Genomic DNA, 17930 nt, shown 5'->3' on the forward strand with positions numbered 1-17930 from the left:
GCATGCGGGAGACGTATGGCCCCGGGCGGAGGCGTCCGCCCATCCGGCGGCGGCTGCCAACTCCCCTGATTCTTCGGACAGATGGCATGCGGCGTTTTTGTTCGAACCTCTTGGCGTTCGACTGGCCCGGTGCTTCAATGTGGCTCTGTTAGGAAGGTTTCCTAACTTCTGACCCACGGAGTCACCCGTGCAGATCCCCCCACACCGTCATGCACGCACCCTCCCCCGCCGGCGCGCCGTCCTCTACGCGACCGCCGCTCTGACCGCGGGCGTCCTGGCCGTCGGCGTCGGCTCCCTGGCCTCGGCCGCGCCGGGGCAGCCGGCCGCCGCCGCGGCCGGCGTCGGGCTCGACGACCCGCACAAGAAGGACATCGCCATGCAGCTGGTGTCCAGCGCCGAGAACTCCTCGCTGGACTGGAAGGCCCAGTACAAGTACATCGAGGACATCGGCGACGGCCGCGGCTACACCGCGGGCATCATCGGCTTCTGCTCCGGCACCGGGGACATGCTCGAGCTCGTCGAGCTGTACACCGACCGCAAGCCCGGCAACCCGCTCGCCCGCTACCTGCCCGCACTGCGCCGGGTCAACGGGACCGACTCGCACAGCGGCCTCGGCTCCGGCTTCGAGAGCGCCTGGCGCAGCGCCGCCGCCGACCAGGCGTTCCAGCAGGCGCAGGACGACGAACGCGACCGCGTCTACTTCGACCCCGCGGTCGAGCAGGCCAAGGCGGACGGGCTGCGCGCGCTCGGCCAGTTCGCGTACTACGACGCGATCGTGATGCACGGCCCCGGCGAGGACAAGGTCAGCTTCGGCGGCATCCGCAGGACCGCCCTGTCCAAGGCCAGGACCCCCGCGCAGGGCGGCGACGAGACGACGTACCTCCACGCCTTCCTCGACGCGCGCAAGGCGGCGATGAAGACCGAGGAGGCGCACAGCGACACCACCCGGGTCGACACGGAGCAGCGCGTCTTCCTCAACAACGGCAACCTCGACCTCAACCCCCCGCTCAAGTGGAAGGTCTACGGGGACAGTTACACCATCAACCAGTGACGCCCCCGCGCACGCCCCTCCGGGCGGCCTCCCCGACCGGGGGGAGGCCGCCCGGAGCGGTGCCTGGCCCTATCCGAGCTCCAGGCTGGTGACGCCGTACATGCCGGCCAGGTCGACGTCGGGGACCGGGCCCGTGTACATGCGCGCGGCCTCGAACGCGGGTGCCAGACCGAGGTGTTCCACCAGACGCACGGCCGCCTCGTTGGGCTCGGGGACGTCGATCACGAGGGGCTCCCCCGGTGCGGTCCGGGCCAGCCCCATGAGGAGCGCGAGGGCGACCTTCGCGGACGAGGCGTACAGCGGCCCCACGCGGGACGGGCCGCGGGCGGCGCGCAGCACCCCGAGGCCCTGCAGGCGGCCGTCGGCGACGGCCGCGAGGGCGGTGCGGTCCGGAAGGGTGATCCAGGAGGCGAGGAAGGCGTCGCGCGCGGCGGGGAAGAACCGGCGGTCGTAGCGGGCCAGTTCGCCGAATCCGACGCTCCTGGCGTCGATCAGGGCGACGCCGCCGGGCATGACCCCGCCCGACGGCGTGCCCTGGTAACGGATGTTCCGCCAGGCCGTGCTGAACCCCGACCTGCGGTAGTTCTCCTGCTGCGCGACGACCCCGTCGAGGCCGACGTTGCGGCCGGCGAGGTGGTCGAGCCCGGCGCGCCAGACCCGGAACCCGTAGCCCTGGCCGCGGAAGGGCGGCCGGGCGATGTAGAGGCCGACGAACCCGAAGTCGGCCCCGTAGCGCACCGCGGAGACCGAGGCGACGGGTTCACCGTCGAGCCTCCCGAACAGGAAGCCGGCCGGATCGGCGGGGAAGAAGGCCTGCCCGTCGGACCTGCCGGGGTTCCATCCCTCGTCGTCGGCCCAGTCGGAGAGCCGGCCGATGTCCTCGGCGCCGGCGGAGGAGACGTGGAACGCGGTCATGGAGACCTACCTCTGGAATCGGTTGCCGGGAAACGGTGCCGGGCACCGGGGGCGCGAGGGCGCCGGGGACACCGCGCGGGTGCGGGCGATGAGGAGGGTGACGTCGTCGGGGGGCGTCGCGCTCGGCAGGGTGCCGAGCACCGCCGAGCAGAGGTCGTCAAGGCGCAGCCCGGGCCGGTCGAGGGCGCGGCGCACGCGCTCCATCCCGGTGTCGACGTCGTGCCGGCGGTCCTCGATGAGGCCGTCGGTGTAGAGGGCGAGGAGGCTGCCCTCGGGCAGTTCCACCTCGGCGGCCTGGTACGGGGGCATCCCGAGGCCGAGCGGTGTGCCGTTGGGCAGGTCGAGGAAGGTGACGCCGCCTCCGGGGTGGCGGACGGCGGGCGGCGGGTGCCCGGCCCTGGCCATGGTGCAGCGGCGGGAGGCGGGGTCGTAGACGGCGTACAGGCAGGTGGCGCTCACGGAGGCGGTGTGGAGGCCCTCGCCCTCCTCCTCGGCGAGGCGGATGATCGCCTGGTCGAGGTAGGCGAGGAGCTGTTCCGGAGCCAGGTCGAGATCGGCGAGCGTCCGCACCGCCGTCCGGAGCCGGCCCATCGTGGCCGCGGCGTCGATGCCGTGGCCGACCACGTCGCCGACGACGAGCGCCACCCGGTCGCGCGGCAGCGGGATCACGTCGTACCAGTCGCCGCCCACACCGTCCTCGAGGTCCGCCGGGAGGAAGCGGGAGACCACGTCCAGGGAGGGGCCGCCGCACACCCGGCGCGGGAGCAGGCCCCGCTGGAGGGCGAGGGCCGTGGCGCGCTCGTGCGTGTAGCGGCGTGCGTTGTCCAGGCTCAACGCGGCCCTGGCGACCAGTTCCTCGGCGAACAGCAGGTCGTCCTCGTCGAACGGCCGCGGGTCGTCGGTGCGCAGGAACAACACCACCCCCAGGACGACGCCGTGGGCCCTGAGCGGCAGGATCATCAGCGAGTGCATCCCGAACTCGTCGATCTTCCCGGCCCGTGCCGGGTCCCGGCTGAGCCACGCGGAGGCGGTGTCCAGGACCGGTTCGAGCAGCGAGCGGCCGGTGGACAGCACGCGCTTGAGGGGCGAGGACGACGGCACGTACACCACGTCGCCCACCCGGGAGACCGCCTCGGGCGCGCCCTCGCGGACCGAGGCCAGTCCCGCCCGGCGGAACACCGGCAGGTAGTCGCCGTCCGGGCCGAGCCGGGACAGCGGCTCCTCACCGAGCCGCAGGGTGTCCGCGAGGTCGACCGTGACGTAGTCGGCGAGGCACGAGACGGTGAACGCGGCCAGTTCCTGCGCGGTGCGCATGACGTCCAGGGTGGTGCCGACGCGGGCACCGGCCTCGCCGAGCAGCGCCAGGCGGTCGCCGGGCCGGTGCCCGCCCGTGATCCGCAGGACGACCAGGCACACGCCCATCGGCCGGCCCGCCGCGTCCTCCAGGCGGATGCAGGAGACGGAGTACGCCCCCTCGCGGCGCACGCCGTCCACCGCCGGCACGAGGTACTCGCGGCCCGCGACGGGAGTGCCCGTCGCGAGCACCTGGCGCATCACCGCCTCCAGCGCGCGTGCCCCGGCGGGCAGCGCCGCGTCCGGGCGGCGTCCCAGCCGTCGCTCCCGCGGGATGCCGTCATAGTCCTCGAGCGAGTCGTTGACCCACGTGCACCGCAGGTCGGTGTTCCAGAGGGCGAGGCCGATCGCCGAGGGGGCGAGGGGGGACCCCAGCGCCGCCCCGGTGACGCCCACCACCCGCTGGAGGAGGCCGGCCAGGTCGATCGGTGCGGGTGATGCCATGTCGCGTCGGTCCTTCGTCTGGGCTGCGGGGATGTGCGGGCGCCCGGATCCGGCCGGTGAGGGTGGCCGGATCCGGGCCGAGGGGGGGCTGGCTAGCGCCTGAGGAGGTCCGCCGCGCGTTCGGCGATGGCGTAGACCGTGGCGGCGATGTTGCCCGAGGGGATGGCGGGCATCACGGAGGCGTCGGCGATCCGGAGGCCGTCGATGCCGTGCACGCGCAGGTCCGTGTCGACGACGGCGAGGTCGTCGATGCCGATCCGGCACGTGCCGACGGGGTGCATGTACGAGGCCAGGGTGCTGCGCGCGTACGCCCGCAGGCCGGCGTCGTCCTTGACGTCGGGGCCGGGCGAGACCTCGTGCGCACGCCATCCGTCGAGGGCGCGCGCCCGGCCGATCTCCCGTGCCAGGAAGAGCGCTTCGACCATCGTGGTCAGGTCGCGTTCGTCGCCGTAGTAGTCCGGGTCCACCAGCGGCAGGACGCCCGGTGCGGCGCTCGCGAGCCGTACGGAGCCGCGGCTGTACGGCCGCATCGGGGAGACCGCGATCCGGTACCCCTGCCCGTCCGGCACGTCCGGCGCCGGCGGGTCTCCCGGCGCGCCGACCAGGAGCACCTGCACGTCGGGGTCGCGGATGCCGAGCCGGCTGCGGACCAGGCCGACGGCCTCGCCGTGGTTGTCGGTCCCGGGCGGAACGGGCCGGGCGGCGCGGTGGACGACGGCGGCCAGGGGGTGGTCGTGCAGGTTCGTCCCGACGCCCGGCAGGTCGAGGGCGACGTCGATGCCCATGTCCCGCAGGTGCGCCTTCGGGCCGACGCCGGAGAGCATCAGCAACTGCGCCGTACCGATGGTGCCCGCGGTGAGCACGACCTCGCCGCGGCACCCGACCGCGACGGTGCGGGTGCCGGTGCGGTCGGCGTGCCCGTACTCCACCCCGACGCACCGGCCGTCGCGCAGGAGCAGGCGGTGGACCAGGGCACCGGTCACCACGGTCAGGTTGGGGCGGTGCCGGGCGGGGGTGAGGTAGGCGTCGGCGGCGCTCTGCCGCCGGCCTCCGACGATGTTGAGGTCGCTCCAGCCGAAGCCCTCCTCCAGACCGCCGGAGATGTCCGCCGCCCGCCGGTACCCGGTCTGGGTCGCCGCCGTCAGGAGCGCGGCCACGACCGGATGGGGCGGGCCGGCGGGCCCCACGGTCAAGGGGCCGCCGACGCCGCGCAGCACGGGGTCCCGCCCGGGGGCGTTCTCGCTGCGCTTGAAGTACGGGAGCAGGTCGTCGAAGCCCCAGCCCTTCGCGCCGCCCGCGGTCCACGCGTCGTAGCCGGAGTGGTGACCGCGCACGAAGGTCATGGCGTTGATGGTGGACCCGCCGCCCAGGCCGCGGCCGCGCGCGAGGGGGGTGGTGGTGCCCGTCGCCGACTGCCGGACGGTGGTGTCGCCCCAGTTCGACTGCGTCCCGAGCGGCGTCGGCCAGGCGGGCGGCGACGCCGCCGCGGCCGGTGGCCGGTCGCCGCCCGCCTCCAGCAGGAGCACGCGTGCGCCGCCTCGTTCGGAGAGGCGCGCGGCGAGCACGCTGCCCGCGGTGCCGCCGCCGACGACCACGTAGTCGTAGCTGTCCGTTATCGCATGCATGGGTCACCTCTGACCGGCCACGTCCGGCGTTTCCGGTGATAGCCCGAATCGGCTAACACCGGACACGATAACGCCAACCACTCATAGCCGGACAGAGCATCCGTTATCGCCCCTATTACGAATTGATATGGACGGATCCAGCCGAATCCCCCATGTCCGCTCGGGCCGTGAGCCGCGCCTGCGGGCGCCGGTCCGCCGAGGAAGGGCCGGATACCGTGCGGAGTCCGGACTCGCCCGCCGCCGGGGCAAGTTCATCGTCCGACGCCCTACCCAGGGATGAATGAAAGTTGTACGGTCCACGGGATCATGTCCCCTCACGGAGGTACTCGCCATGGCGTCAACGGGCGTACCCGACGTCCTCACCCGTGCCCGCACCATCGCACCGCCGGGCTGGAGCCGCTGGCTGGTACCGCCGGCCGCACTCTCCATCCACCTCGCCATCGGGCAGGCGTACGCCTGGAGCGTGTTCAAACCCCCGCTGGAGTCCTCGCTCGGGCTGAGCGGCACCCAGTCCGCGCTGCCGTTCCAGCTCGCGATCGTCATGCTCGGGCTGTCGGCCGCGTTCGGCGGCACGCTCGTCGAGCGCAACGGGCCCCGGTGGGCCATGTGCGTCTCGGCCCTCTGCTTCTCCTCCGGTTTCCTCATCTCGGCCCTGGGCGCCGCCACGCGCCAGTACTGGCTGATCGTCCTCGGTTACGGCCTCGTCGGCGGCATAGGCCTCGGCATCGGCTACATCTCGCCGGTCTCCACGCTCATCAAGTGGTTCCCCGACAGGCCCGGGCTCGCCACGGGCATCGCCATCATGGGCTTCGGCGGCGGCGCGCTCATCGCGTCGCCCTGGTCGACGCAGTTGCTGTCCTCCTTCGGCGCCGACTCCTCCGGCATCGGGCAGACCTTCCTGGTGATGGGCCTGGTCTACGCGGTCTTCATGAGCTTCGGGGTGCTGCTGGTCCGGGTCCCCGCGGACGACTGGCGGCCGGCCGGCTGGACCCCGGCGACCGACGCCGTGCGCCCGCTCGTCACCACCGCGCAGGTGTCGGCGCGCAACGCGCTGCGCACCCCGCAGTTCTGGTGCCTGTGGGTGGTGCTCTGCATGAACGTGACGGCGGGCATCGGCATCCTGGAGAAGGCCGCGCCGATGATCACCGACTTCTTCGCGAACACCTCCACCCCGGTGACGGCCACCGCCGCCGCCGGTTTCGTCGGCCTGCTGTCGCTGGGCAACATGCTCGGCCGGATCACCTGGTCCTCCACCTCCGACCTGGTCGGGCGGAAGAACATCTACCGCCTCTACCTCGGCGCGGGGGCGCTGCTGTACCTGCTCATCGCCCTGCTCGGCGACGACTCCAAGCCGCTGTTCATCATCGCCGCCGCCGTCATCCTGTCCTTCTACGGCGGCGGGTTCGCCACCGTGCCCGCCTACCTCAAGGACCTCTTCGGGACGTACCAGGTGGGCGCGATCCACGGACGGCTGCTGACCGCCTGGTCCACGGCCGGCGTGCTCGGGCCGCTGATCGTGAACGCGATCGCCGACCACGAGAAGTCGGCGGGACGGACGGGACCCGACCTCTACTCCACGTCCTTCGTCATCATGATGGTGCTGCTGGTGATCGGCTTCGTCGCCAACGAGCTGGTACGACCGGTCCATCCGCGCCACCATGACGGACCGTCCGCCGAGCCCAAGGCCACGACCGGACCCGAGTCGCAAGGAGCCGTCCGATGACCGCCCCGAACCCCGCGCCCACCGCCGACGCCTCCGCCGGGGGCGGCCGGCTGCCGCTCATGGTCGTCGCCTGGCTGTGGGTCGGCGCGCCCTTCGCCTACGGCGTCTACGAACTCGGCCTGAAGCTCAAGCAGTTGTTCACCGGCTGACCGGCTGACCGGCTTCACCGCCGGCTCCCGCCACGGGCCGCCCCGTCCGCACGGACCGGGCGGCCCCGTCACGCGCCGACCCCGCCGGCACGGCGGACGAGGGCGTCGAAGGCACGGTCGGGGAGGACCCGCCGGGCGGCGACCATCGGCTTGGCGGCGAAACCCGTGGCGCAACGGGTCCGCGGGCGGCGGGCCGTGGCCGCCCCGACGGGTGCTGAGCGTGCCGGACGGGGGTATCCGGACCCCGTAGAGGACCGCCCGTTCCGTGCCGCGGAGCGGGCGCCGACCCACGGAGGAAGGAACCATGCCCCACAGCAGCGGTACCCGTACCGGCGCGAGCCCCGACACCCTGGGCGTCGTCGGCCTGATCTGCGCGGTCGCCGGATTCTTCGTTCTCGGCATCGTCCTCGGCCCGGCCGCGGTCGTGTGCGGCTGGCTCGCCATGGGCCGCATCTTCCGCGGCGCCAAGCCGGTGCTCCCGCTGATCGCCGTCGTCCTGGGCGCGATCGACACGCTCATCGCGCTCGTGTGGCTCACCGGCACCCACTGGACCGGCGGCGGCTTCATGTGAGCCGCGGCGCGGACCCGGCCGAGGGCACCACGGGGCCGGACGGGAGGATGGTGCTCCCCCGCCCGGCCTTCGCCGTCCAGGAGCGCGTGTGCCCTTCCCCGACCCATGCGCGGCACCGCGTGCCGTCCCCGCCGCCCTCGCCGCCGTCGTGGCCGCCCTGGCGCTGACCACCGGGTGCGGCACCGGCGACCGCCCCTCCGCCGCCCCGCGTGTGGTGCCGCCGGAGGCGGGGGCGTCCTTCGACTACCAGATCGGCGGCGGCTATCCGCCGCCGAAGGGCGTGCGCGTGGTCTCCCGCGACCGCGCGGACCGGCCCGCCCCGGGCGTCTACTCGGTCTGCTACGTCAACGCCTTCCAGGCCCAGCCCGGCGAGCTGTCCCGGTGGCGCGCCCGGAATCCGGGCCTGCTGCTGCGCGACGGGGACGGCGGGCTCGTCATGGACGACGAGTGGGACGAGGCGTTGCTGGACACCTCCACCGCCGCCGGGCGGACGGCGCTGGCGGAGATCGTCGGCGCCTGGATCGACGACTGCGCGCGGCGCGGGTTCCAGGCGGTCGAGCCCGACAACCTCGACTCCTTCGAGCGCTCCGACGGCCTGCTCACGGCGGCCGACAACGCCGCGTTCGCCCGGCTGCTCGCCGCACGCGCCCATGCGGCGGGGCTGGCCGTCGCCCAGAAGAACACCGCCGAGCTCCTCCCCCGCCGTGCCGCCATCGGCTTCGACTTCGCGGTCGCCGAGGAGTGCGGCGCGTACGACGAGTGCGGCCGGTACGCCTCCGCGTACGACGGCCGCGTCCTCGTCGTGGCGTACGACGCCGCCGACTTCACGGCGACCTGCCGCCGCTGGGGCGCCCGCCTCGCGGTGGTGCTCCGCGACCGCGACGTCGCGCCCGCCGGGGAGCCGGGCCACGTCTTCCGCACCTGCTGACCGCCGCGCCAGGGCCCGCTGCCGGACCCGTCAGGCAGGGCAGGACGGCGGCGCGCTCGGTGTGGGCGTGGCGGACGACGGCGATCGGTACCCACCGGCGCCTGGGGTTCAGCGTCGTGGACCTCTGCGGGGAGCGCGCCACCGGCCGGCCGCCACGCCCGCGGTCATGACGTGACCACGGCGTACCAGCGGCCGTCCCGCTGGTGGACCAGGTGGTGGGCGGCGAGGCTGTCGATGTGCCGTGCGATGGTCGCGGGCTGGTAGCCGACGCTGGCGCTCAGGGCGTCGATGGTCGTCCCGTCGCTCCCGGCCGCGCGGAGTTCCTGGAGGGTCTTGAGCGCCGTGCGGGCGAGGCCGGACTCCTCGGGGCGGGGCTCGGCGGGAGCCGGCACGGCGGCCGCGGCAGGCGTCCGGGCAGGCGCCGGGGCCGGGACCGGGACTGGCGCTGGGGCCGGGGGCCGGGCGGTCGACGCTCCCGGAGGCACGGACGGGGCGGGGACGGGGGCGGGGACGGGGGCGGGGGCGGGTACCGCGGTGCCGGAAGGGGCGGGCGGGACCGGCGAGGCCACCGGTGCGGCCACCGGGGCGGTACGGACGGGGGCGACGGGCCTCGGTGTGCGATTGACCGTGCGGTGCTTGCGGCCCTTCTGGTGACGGCGGGTGCTCATCGGGCGGACCTCCTTCACTGTGATCTTGAAGGGCCAACGGGGGACCGCCGCCGGAGTCACGCAGATGCGTGCATGCGGGGGACCCCGGGGCGCCCGGGGAATGTGCGGCGGCACCGCCGCCGTTGCACCGGATCCGGACGGACCCGAGGAAGGGAAGACCATGCCCCCCACGGACAGCCGCCGAGGTCACCGCGTGGACGCGGTACCCGGCACCCAGCACGTGACCGTCACGATCGACGGCAAGGTCGTGGCCGAGACCCGGCGGCCGGTACTGGTCCACGAGACCGGTCTGCCGGTGCGCTACTACATCCCGCCGCAGGACGTGGACCTCGCGCTCTTCCGCGCCAGCGACACCAACACGACCTGCCCCTACAAGGGCGTCGCCTCCTACTGGTCGTACGGCGACCACAACGACGTCGCCTGGGTCTACGAGGAGCCGCTCGCGTCGGTGCCCGAGATCACGGGCCATCTCTCCTTCTACGACACCGTGGCCGCCGTCGCCGTCGAGGACGCCTGACCGGGCGGACGGTGCGCGGGGGCGCACCGTCCGTCACGACGTCCCGGAGCGTGCCCGCGGCCTGCGGCGGGTCCCCGGCCGCAGGTGCAAGCACGACTGTTCGGTTTACTGCGCACGACGGCCGCCGGGGAGCAATGATGGTCACATGGCGAATCCGACGATCCTGACCGTCGACGACGATCCGGCCGTGTCCCGCGCCGTGGCCCGGGACATCCGCCGCAGGTACGGGGACCGCTACCGGGTGGTGCGCGCCACCTCCGGGGACGAGGCCCTGAGCGCGCTGCGGGAGATCAAGCTGCGAGGGGAACAACTCGCGGTGATGCTCGCCGACTACCGCATGCCGAAGATGAACGGGGTGGAGTTCCTCGAGGCGGCGATGGACCTCTTCCCGCTGGCCCGCCGTGTGCTGCTGACTGCGTACGCCGACACCAGCGCGGCCATCGACGCCATCAACATCGTCGACCTCGACCACTACCTGCTGAAGCCGTGGAGTCCGCCGGAGGAGAACCTCTACCCGGTGATCGACACCCTGCTCGACGCGTGGATCACCACGCCGGACCCGACGGCGTCCGAGACCCGCGTGGTCGGCCACCGCTGGTCGGCGCCCTCGTTCAAGGTGCGTGACTTCCTCACCCGCAACCTGGTGCCCTACCGCTGGCTGCCCGCGGAGGAGCCCGAGGCCGAGCAGTTGCTGACCGCGGCCGGGCTGACGCCGGCCGACGTACCGCTGGTCGTCACCGCGGACGGGACGACGCTGGTGCGGCCCACGGAGGCCGAACTCGCCGCCCACGTGGGGCTGAGCACCGTCCCGGCCTCCGACTTCTACGACCTGGTGGTGGTCGGCGGCGGCCCGGCGGGGCTGGGCGCGGCGGTGTACGGCGCGTCCGAGGGTCTGCGCACGGTGCTGGTGGAACGCCGGGCGACCGGCGGCCAGGCGGGGCAGAGCAGCCGCATCGAGAACTACCTCGGCTTCCCGGACGGCGTCTCCGGCGCCCAGCTGACCGACCGGGCCCGCCGGCAGGCGACGAAGTTCGGGGCGGAGATCCTCAGCACCCGGGAGGTGGTCGCGCTGGAGGCGGTGGGCAGCGGGAGGGTGCTGTCCTTCGGTGACGGCTCCTCCATCGCGGCGCACACGGTGGTGCTGGCGACCGGGGTGTCCTACCGGCGGCTCGAAGCGCCGGGGCTGGCGGAGTTCACCGGCGCCGGGGTCTTCTACGGCTCGGCGATGACCGAGGCCATGAACTGCGCGGGCCAGGAGGTCTACATCGTCGGCGGGGCCAACTCGGCCGGGCAGGCGGCCGTCTACTTCTCCCGCAACGCGTGCCGGGTCCACCTGCTGATCCGCGGCGCGGACCTGCAGCGTTCGATGTCGCAGTACCTGATCGACCAGATCGCGGCCATCGACAACATCAAGGTCAGCCCCTGCACCGAGGTCGTCGGCGGCAAGGGCGGCGACCACCTGGAGCAACTGATGCTCCGCGACGCGAAGACCGGCACGGTGACCACCGTCGACGCCTCGTTCCTGTTCGTCTTCATCGGCGCCGAACCCCGCACGGACTGGCTGGAGGGTGTCGTGGAGCGGGACCGGCGCGGCTTCGTGGTCACCGGCCCGGACCTGATCGGCGGCGGCAAGCGGCCCGCGGGCTGGCCGCTCCCCCGTGACCCGTACCACCTGGAGGCCAGCGTGCCGGGTGTCTTCGCCGCCGGTGACGTGCGGGCGGAGTCGGTCAAGCGGGTGGCCTCCGCGGTCGGCGAGGGCGCGATGGCCGTATCCCTGGTGCACCGATATCTGGAGGCGCAGTGACCACGACGGACCGGCTCGGGCCGGAGCAGCTGCGGACCCTGTTCCTGTTCGAGTCGCTCGGCGAGAAGGAACTGGACTGGCTGGGCGAACAGGGCCGGGTGGAGCGGGTCCCGGCGAACAACCCCGTCTACGCCGAGGGCGATCCGGCGACCTGCTTCTACGTGCTGCTCAGCGGCACGGTGTCGCTGGGCCGCCTGGTCCACGGCGACGTGGTGGAGGTCAACCGCACCGACCTGCGCGGCGTGTACGCCGGGGCGACGCAGGCGTACCTCGGGGACCGGGTGGAGCAGACGTACCCCAACTCGCTGAAGGCGGTCACCGACTGCGAGTTCTTCGTGATCCCGGCCGAGGAGTTCGCCGGGGCGATGCGCTCGTGGTTCCCGATGGCGGTGCACCTGCTGGAGGGGGCGTTCTTCGGCTACCGCAAGCAGAACACGATCGTCGGGGAGCGCGAGCGGCTGCTGGCGCTGGGCTCGCTGTCCGCCGGGCTCACCCATGAGCTGAACAATCCGGCCGCCGCCGCGGTGCGCGCCACCTCGGCGCTGCGCGACCGGGTGGCCGGCATGCGGCACAAGCTGGCGATGATCGCGGACGGCCGGCTCGACACCCGGCAGCTGCACCAGCTGGTCGAGCTGCAGGACGCCGCGATCAAGCGCATGGCGTCGGCGCCCGAGCGGTCGGCGCTGGAGGCGGCCGACGCCGAGGACGAGCTGACGGACTGGCTCGAGGACCACGGCGTCAACGGCTCCTGGGAGCTGTCCTCGACGCTGGTCGCGGGCGGGGTGGACGCCGAGTGGCTGGACTCCGTGGTCGACGCGGTCGGCGAGGACCGGCTGGAGGCGGCGATCCGCTGGCTCACGTACACCCTCGACACCGAACTGCTCATGGGCGAGATCGACGACGCCGTCACCAGGATCTCCGGACTGGTGGGGGCCGCGAAGCAGTACTCGCAGCTCGACCGGGCGCCGCAGCAGACGGTGGACGTCCACGCGCTGCTCGACGCGACGCTCACGATGCTCCACGCGAAGATCCCCGGCGGGGTGCGGGTCGTGAAGGAGTACGACCGCAGCCTGCCGCAGATCCAGGCGTACGGCGCCGAGCTCAACCAGGTGTGGACCAACCTCATCGTCAACGCCCTGGACGCCATGGACGGTTCGGGCACCCTGACGCTGCGCAGCTCGTGGGACGGCCCGGACCGCCTGGTGGTGGAGGTGGGCGACACCGGTCCCGGCATCTCCCCGGAGATCCGGCCGCGGATCTTCGAGCCGTTCTTCACCACCAAGCCGGTGGGCGAGGGCACCGGCTTGGGCCTGGACATCTCGTACCGCATCGTGGTCAACAAGCACCACGGCGACATCCGGGTCGCGTCGAGCCCCGGCGACACGCGCTTCACCGTGTGCCTGCCGGTCGCCCAGCCCGAGAGGCAGCCGGGGGACGCGGAGCGGACGGGCTGAGCCCTCCCCCGGACCGCGGGGCGGGTCAGGCCACGGGGCTCTTCGGGAGCGTCCGGGCGCGGTCGCGGCCGACGGGCAGCTGTCCGTCGGCCGCGCTCTTCAGCGACCGCAGGGCCAGCAGCAGCACACCGATGTCGTCGATGAGGATCGGATCCGGCAGCAGGTCCACCGGGCACACCAGGTAGATCACCGCGGCCCAGAAGGCCAGCTTGCCCGAGCGCGGCACGTCGGCGCTGCGCAGCAGGGCGCGGATCCGCGCCATCTTCACCACGAGCACCACGGCCACCACGAGCATCACCACGACAGCCGCCGCGACGATCACCAGGGCCGTGGTCGACCAGTCACCCAGGTCCATGTCTGCCTCCCTCGCTCCCGTGTACCCGTCCGCCGTGCGCGGAAACGGTACCTGACCCGGACGGACGGTGCCGCCGGATGATGCCGGTCAGCCGGCGGTAGGCCTCGCGCATCTCGTGACGGGCGAAGTCCTCGCGGACGTCGATGAGGGCGCCGTGGGAGGCGGTGGGGTCGACCGTGAAGCGGTCGTGCCAGCCACCTCCCGAGGCGATGATCACGGGGGCGTCGACCCCGTCGAACTGGTCGGCGGTGATGTCGACGCGCAGGCCGTTCTTCTCGATCCACGCGTGGGAGGCGCGGTTCTCCCAGGCGCTGACGTAGGTCCACACGCCCTGGCCGTTCTCGTACAGGTACTGGCCGAGGAGGATCGAGGCGTCCCCGCACGAGCCGTACGGGAAACGCTCCAGGGAAACCAGTCCCGGGTCGGGGCAGTCGACGATCGCCTGCCGGAACCCGAGGGCCAGTGTGCGGAGTTCGGACACCTGCGGAGTCTAACCCGTGAAGATCATCTGTGGGACCCGTGGAGCCGGCCCTTCTGCCGGACGCCAACCCGGGCGGCGGAAAGCGCGGGGACGCGTGGGGAACGGGGGCATGGTGGTGGCAGCGGCCGGAACCGGTACCCGAGCCGGTTCCGGCTGCTGCGGCGGCAGTCAACCGAGCGACCCGGATGGCGTCAAGACTTCACGTCAAGATTGGTGCGGAGAGCTTCGGGTGGCCCGGATGGGGCTGCTCGCGTTCAAGTTCCGAACGGATGAGACTCCCTGCAGGTCACGGCGACGTAAGGGCCTGCAGCGGCAGCCGAGCTGTTAACCCGTCAGAAACACTTTCTGCGAGGACACTTGACCGCGACTTCTGTCACGTCTTAACTCACGCCCTAAATTAAGTCGTGAGGCTGACACAGGAGTTCCTATGAGACCCGAAGTCAATGCCGCCCGCCGCAGACCCCTGGGGCTGATCGCCCTCCTGGCGGTGCTGCTCGCCCTGATCACCGTCCCGGCCGGACCGCTCACCGGGGCCCACGCCGCCGCCTGCGGCACCGCCAATGCCGCACAGGGCAGGACCGCCACCGCCTCCTCCACCGAGAACGGCTCCTTCACCGCCGCCGGCGCCGTCGACGGCAACGCCGGAACCCGCTGGTCCAGCGCCTTCAGCGACCCCCAGTGGATCCAGGTGGACCTCGGCGGCTCCCAGAGCGTCTGCGAGGTCGTCCTCACCTGGGAGGCCGCCTACGCCAAGGCCTACCAGATCCAGCTCTCCGCCAACGGCACCGACTGGACCACGGTCGCCTCCACGACCACCGGCGCCGGCGGCACCGAGACCCGCGCCGTCAGCGGCACCGGCCGCTACCTGCGCGTGTACGGCACCACCCGCGCCACCGCATACGGCTACTCGCTGTGGGAGCTCGCCGTGCACACCACCGACGGCGGCACCGGCCCGGTGATCCCCGGCGGCGGCGACCTCGGCCCGAACGTCCTGATCTTCGACCCCTCGACCCCGGGCATCCAGGCCAAGCTGGACCAGGTCTTCCAGCAGCAGGAGTCCGCGCAGTTCGGCACCGGACGCTACGCGCTGCTGTTCAAGCCCGGTACCTACAACAACATCAACGCCAACATCGGCTTCTACACCTCGATCGCCGGGCTCGGCCTCTCCCCCGACGACACCACCTTCAACGGCGACGTCACCGTGGACGCCGGCTGGTTCAACGGCAACGCCACCCAGAACTTCTGGCGCTCCGCGGAGAACCTCGCCCTCAACCCGGTCTCCGGCACCGACCGCTGGGCCGTCGCCCAGGCCGCGCCCTTCCGCCGCATGCACGTCAAGGGCGGCCTCAACCTCGCGCCCAACGGCTACGGCTGGGCCAGCGGCGGCTACATCGCCGACAGCAAGATCGACGGCACCGTGGGCCCGTACTCGCAGCAGCAGTGGTACACCCGCGACAGCTCGGTCGGCGGCTGGACCAACGGCGTGTGGAACATGGTCTTCTCCGGCGTCCAGGGCGCTCCCGCGCAGAGCTTCCCCAACCCGCCGTACACCACGCTCGACACCACCCCCGTCTCCCGTGAGAAGCCCTTCCTGTACCTCGACGGCAACGACTACAAGGTCTTCGTGCCGGCCAAGCGCACCAACGCCCGCGGCACCAGCTGGGGCAACGGCGCGCCGCAGGGCTCGTCGATCCCGCTGAGCCAGTTCTACGTGGTCAAGCCGGGCGCGACGGCCGCCACCATCAACGCCGCGCTCGCCCAGGGCCTCAACCTGCTGTTCACCCCGGGCATCTACCACGTCGACCAGACCATCAACGTCACCCGCGCCGACACGGTCGTGCTGGGCCTCGGGCTCGCGACGGTCATCCCCGACAACGGCGTCACCGCCATGAAGGTCGCCGACGTCGACGGAGTGAAGCTGGCCGGCTTCCTGATCGACGCCGGTGCGGTCAACTCCCAGGTGCTGCTCCAGGTCGGCCCGCAGGGCGCGGCCGCCGACCACGCCGCCAACCCGACGACCGTGCAGGACGTCTTCATCCGCATCGGCGGCGCCGGACCGGGCAAGGCGACCACCAGCATGGAGGTCAACAGCGACGACACCGTCATCGACCACACCTGGATCTGGCGCGCCGACCACGGCGCCGGAGTGGGCTGGGACACCAACCCGGCCGACTACGGCCTGCGCGTGAACGGCGACGACGTCCTGGTCACCGGCCTGTTCGTCGAGCACTTCAAGAAGTACGACGTCCAGTGGAGCGGCGAGCGGGGCAGGACGGTCTTCTTCCAGAACGAGATCGCCTACGACGCCCCCAACCAGGCCGCCATCCAGAACGGCGCGACGAAGGGCTGGGCCGCCTACAAGGTGGACGACTCGGTGAACACCCACGAGGCCTGGGGCCTGGGCAGCTACTGCAACTTCACCACCGATCCGACGATCCGCATGGACCACGGCTTCGAGGTCCCGGTGAAGTCCGGGATCAAGATGCACGACGTCCTGGTGGTCTCCCTGGGCGGCATGGGCCAGTACGACCACGTCATCAACAGCACCGGTGCCGCGACCTCCGGCACCTCGACCACGCCGTCCACGGTGGTCTCGTTCCCCTGACGGCACACCGGGCAGGGGTGCCCCGTCCTCCGGCGGGGCACCCCCTCCGCCGTCCTCAGGCGGCCGGCAGGCGGCGGGAGTGGCGGGAGTGCAGCACCTCGCCGACGGCGACCGCCGCCGCCATGGCGAGCCCCGCCACCGGCACCGCCGCACTCCCGCAGAAGGTGCTCGCGAGCACCACCAGGGCACAGGCGGGCAGCACCGCGTGCTCGGCGAACCCGCGCTTGGCGCTGCGGGAGTGGATCAGCCAGACCGTCAGCAGGAAGAGCGCGGTCGGCAGCGTGGCGGCGGCCGCGGCGGCCGTCTGCGAGATGTGGGCCTTGTGCACGGCCTGCTCGACCACCACTTCCAGCCCCGCCCCGATGGCGGCGGCCGAGCCGAAGACGAGGTAGTGCCCGTAGCCCCAAAGGAACGCCCGCGCGCTGCTGGTGAGGTGCTGGTGGATGGGGATGGCGAAGTAGATCCAGTAGGCGCAGAAGACGATGAGCAGTCCCCCGATGGCGACGGGCAGCAGCTCGCCGAGCGCGGTGGACTCGTCGAGGGCGGACTGCACGGCCACCGTCGCGGCGGCCACCGACTCACCGAGCACGATGATGGTGAAGAGGCCGTAGCGCTCGGAGATGTGGTGCGGGTGCCAGGTGGTGCGCTGCGCCCGCTCGGCCCAGGCGGGCACCGCGAGTTCCGCGACGGCCAGGATCAGGAAGCCCCAGTTCCACAGCCCGCCGACGGGCTGGAGCAGCAGAACGACCCATCCCACCTGGACGACGACCAGACCGGCGGCGTAGCTCAGTGCCGTGGTCCGTGCCGGTCCGGCCGCGTTGCGTGCCGCGCGCAGCCACTGGAAGGCGAGTGCGACGCGCATGATGATGTAGCCGGCCACGGCGATCGAGAAGTCGTTGGCGTCGAAGGCGCGGGGAACCCCGGCCGCCAGGACCAGGACGCCGGTGATCTGGACGAAGGTGGCGATGCGGTACGGCACGTCGTCGGTGTCGAAGGCCGAGGCGAACCAGGTGAAGTTCATCCACGCCAGCCAGATCGCGAAGAAGACCAGGCAGTAGCCGAGGACACCGCGCCCGGCATGACCCTCGGCGACCGCGTGCACCAGCCGGGCGCCGGCCTGGGCGACCGCCACCACGAAACAGAGGTCGAAGAGCAGTTCCAGCGGGGTGGCGACCCGGTGCGGCTCGTGCGGGTCGCGGGCCGTCATCCGGACCAGCGGGCGGAAGCGGCGGTCCGGCGCCACGTGATCGTGATCGGTCATCCGCGCATCGTAGGCGGTGCGCGCGT

16 protein-coding genes are annotated in these 17930 nt (G+C 72.6%); 9 read left to right on the plus strand and 7 right to left on the minus strand.

Going from position 1 to position 17930, the window contains the following annotated elements; genetic code table 11:
- The first annotated feature begins 274 nt into the window (after positions 1-274).
- Positions 275-1051: a chitosanase gene (locus OG937_07045; protein WUD78654.1), complete on the plus strand. Its 777-nt coding sequence runs from the start codon at positions 275-277 to the stop codon at positions 1049-1051.
- A 69-nt stretch (positions 1052-1120) separates the two neighbouring features.
- On the opposite strand, the gene OG937_07050 is transcribed toward OG937_07045, so the two are convergent.
- From OG937_07050 to OG937_07060, 3 genes are all read right to left on the minus strand, one after another.
- Entirely contained in the window at positions 1121-1966 is an 846-nt protein-coding gene (locus OG937_07050) for a GNAT family N-acetyltransferase (protein ID WUD71465.1), read from the minus strand.
- A gap of 6 nt (positions 1967-1972) precedes the next feature.
- Positions 1973-3763, minus strand: a complete 1791-nt coding sequence (locus tag OG937_07055) for a SpoIIE family protein phosphatase (GenBank protein ID WUD71466.1) — start codon at positions 3761-3763, stop codon at positions 1973-1975.
- Between the two features lie 92 nt (positions 3764-3855).
- Positions 3856-5388, minus strand: a complete 1533-nt coding sequence (locus tag OG937_07060; GenBank protein ID WUD71467.1) for a GMC family oxidoreductase N-terminal domain-containing protein — start codon at positions 5386-5388, stop codon at positions 3856-3858.
- A 331-nt stretch (positions 5389-5719) separates the two neighbouring features.
- Between OG937_07060 and OG937_07065 the strand changes: the two genes are divergently transcribed.
- The 4 genes from OG937_07065 (at position 5720) to OG937_07080 (ending at position 8759) form a co-directional block, all read left to right on the plus strand.
- Positions 5720-7111, plus strand: a complete 1392-nt coding sequence (locus OG937_07065) for an OFA family MFS transporter (GenBank protein ID WUD71468.1) — start codon at positions 5720-5722, stop codon at positions 7109-7111.
- The gene (locus OG937_07070; protein WUD79091.1) at positions 7108-7260 is read left to right on the plus strand and encodes a hypothetical protein; all 153 of its coding nucleotides are present in this window, start codon (positions 7108-7110) and stop codon (positions 7258-7260) included. The genes OG937_07065 and OG937_07070 overlap by 4 nt, the downstream gene beginning before the upstream one ends.
- 304 nt (positions 7261-7564) lie before the next feature.
- Positions 7565-7831, plus strand: a complete 267-nt coding sequence (locus OG937_07075) for a hypothetical protein (protein ID WUD71469.1) — start codon at positions 7565-7567, stop codon at positions 7829-7831.
- A 148-nt stretch (positions 7832-7979) separates the two neighbouring features.
- On the plus strand, positions 7980-8759 hold the full coding sequence (locus OG937_07080) for an endo alpha-1,4 polygalactosaminidase (protein ID WUD78655.1): 780 nt from the start codon (positions 7980-7982) through the stop codon (positions 8757-8759).
- A gap of 164 nt (positions 8760-8923) precedes the next feature.
- On the opposite strand, the gene OG937_07085 is transcribed toward OG937_07080, so the two are convergent.
- Positions 8924-9427, minus strand: coding sequence for a hypothetical protein (locus tag OG937_07085; protein WUD71470.1), 504 nt, complete (start codon positions 9425-9427; stop codon positions 8924-8926).
- 160 nt (positions 9428-9587) lie between these two features.
- On the opposite strand from OG937_07085, the gene OG937_07090 reads away from it, so the two are divergent.
- The 3 genes from OG937_07090 to OG937_07100 all read left to right on the plus strand — a co-directional run bounded on the left by OG937_07090 (position 9588) and on the right by OG937_07100 (position 13202).
- Entirely contained in the window at positions 9588-9944 is a 357-nt protein-coding gene (locus OG937_07090) for a DUF427 domain-containing protein (protein WUD71471.1), read from the plus strand.
- A gap of 145 nt (positions 9945-10089) precedes the next feature.
- Positions 10090-11748, plus strand: coding sequence for an FAD-dependent oxidoreductase (locus OG937_07095; GenBank protein ID WUD71472.1), 1659 nt, complete (start codon positions 10090-10092; stop codon positions 11746-11748).
- Positions 11745-13202 carry an ATP-binding protein gene (locus OG937_07100; protein ID WUD71473.1) on the plus strand — a complete coding sequence of 486 codons (1458 nt, stop codon included), beginning with the start codon at positions 11745-11747 and terminating at the stop codon, positions 13200-13202. The genes OG937_07095 and OG937_07100 overlap by 4 nt, the downstream gene beginning before the upstream one ends.
- 25 nt (positions 13203-13227) lie before the next feature.
- On the opposite strand, the gene OG937_07105 is transcribed toward OG937_07100, so the two are convergent.
- Positions 13228-13557, minus strand: coding sequence for a YkvA family protein (locus OG937_07105; GenBank protein ID WUD71474.1), 330 nt, complete (start codon positions 13555-13557; stop codon positions 13228-13230).
- A complete protein-coding gene (locus OG937_07110; GenBank protein WUD71475.1) occupies positions 13544-14038 on the minus strand; it encodes a hypothetical protein in 495 nt (164 codons plus the stop codon). Before OG937_07110 ends, OG937_07105 begins: the two co-directional genes overlap by 14 nt.
- A gap of 427 nt (positions 14039-14465) precedes the next feature.
- Between OG937_07110 and OG937_07115 the strand changes: the two genes are divergently transcribed.
- Complete coding sequence (locus tag OG937_07115; protein WUD71476.1) at positions 14466-16643, plus strand: discoidin domain-containing protein; 2178 nt, start codon at positions 14466-14468, stop codon at positions 16641-16643.
- A 55-nt stretch (positions 16644-16698) separates the two neighbouring features.
- On the opposite strand, the gene OG937_07120 is transcribed toward OG937_07115, so the two are convergent.
- A complete protein-coding gene (locus OG937_07120; protein WUD71477.1) occupies positions 16699-17904 on the minus strand; it encodes a low temperature requirement protein A in 1206 nt (401 codons plus the stop codon).
- Positions 17905-17930 lie beyond the last annotated feature (26 nt).

This window comes from Streptomyces sp. NBC_00510, from assembly GCA_036013505.1.
Lineage (GTDB): Bacteria > Actinomycetota > Actinomycetes > Streptomycetales > Streptomycetaceae > Actinacidiphila.

What these genes read in the sequence shown, in the direction of transcription:
- OG937_07050 (WUD71465.1), bottom strand. Translation starts at nt 1,966, where the DNA reads ATGACCGCGTTCCACGTCTCCTCCGCCGGCGCCGAGGACATCGGCCGG.
- OG937_07055 (WUD71466.1), bottom strand. Translation starts at nt 3,763, where the DNA reads ATGGCATCACCCGCACCGATCGACCTGGCCGGCCTCCTCCAGCGGGTG.
- OG937_07060 (WUD71467.1), bottom strand. Translation starts at nt 5,388, where the DNA reads ATGCATGCGATAACGGACAGCTACGACTACGTGGTCGTCGGCGGCGGC.
- OG937_07065 (WUD71468.1), top strand. Translation starts at nt 5,720, where the DNA reads ATGGCGTCAACGGGCGTACCCGACGTCCTCACCCGTGCCCGCACCATC.
- OG937_07070 (WUD79091.1), top strand. Translation starts at nt 7,108, where the DNA reads ATGACCGCCCCGAACCCCGCGCCCACCGCCGACGCCTCCGCCGGGGGC.
- OG937_07075 (WUD71469.1), top strand. Translation starts at nt 7,565, where the DNA reads ATGCCCCACAGCAGCGGTACCCGTACCGGCGCGAGCCCCGACACCCTG.
- OG937_07085 (WUD71470.1), bottom strand. Translation starts at nt 9,427, where the DNA reads ATGAGCACCCGCCGTCACCAGAAGGGCCGCAAGCACCGCACGGTCAAT.
- OG937_07090 (WUD71471.1), top strand. Translation starts at nt 9,588, where the DNA reads ATGCCCCCCACGGACAGCCGCCGAGGTCACCGCGTGGACGCGGTACCC.
- OG937_07095 (WUD71472.1), top strand. Translation starts at nt 10,090, where the DNA reads ATGGCGAATCCGACGATCCTGACCGTCGACGACGATCCGGCCGTGTCC.
- OG937_07105 (WUD71474.1), bottom strand. Translation starts at nt 13,557, where the DNA reads ATGGACCTGGGTGACTGGTCGACCACGGCCCTGGTGATCGTCGCGGCG.
- OG937_07115 (WUD71476.1), top strand. Translation starts at nt 14,466, where the DNA reads ATGAGACCCGAAGTCAATGCCGCCCGCCGCAGACCCCTGGGGCTGATC.
- OG937_07120 (WUD71477.1), bottom strand. Translation starts at nt 17,904, where the DNA reads ATGACCGATCACGATCACGTGGCGCCGGACCGCCGCTTCCGCCCGCTG.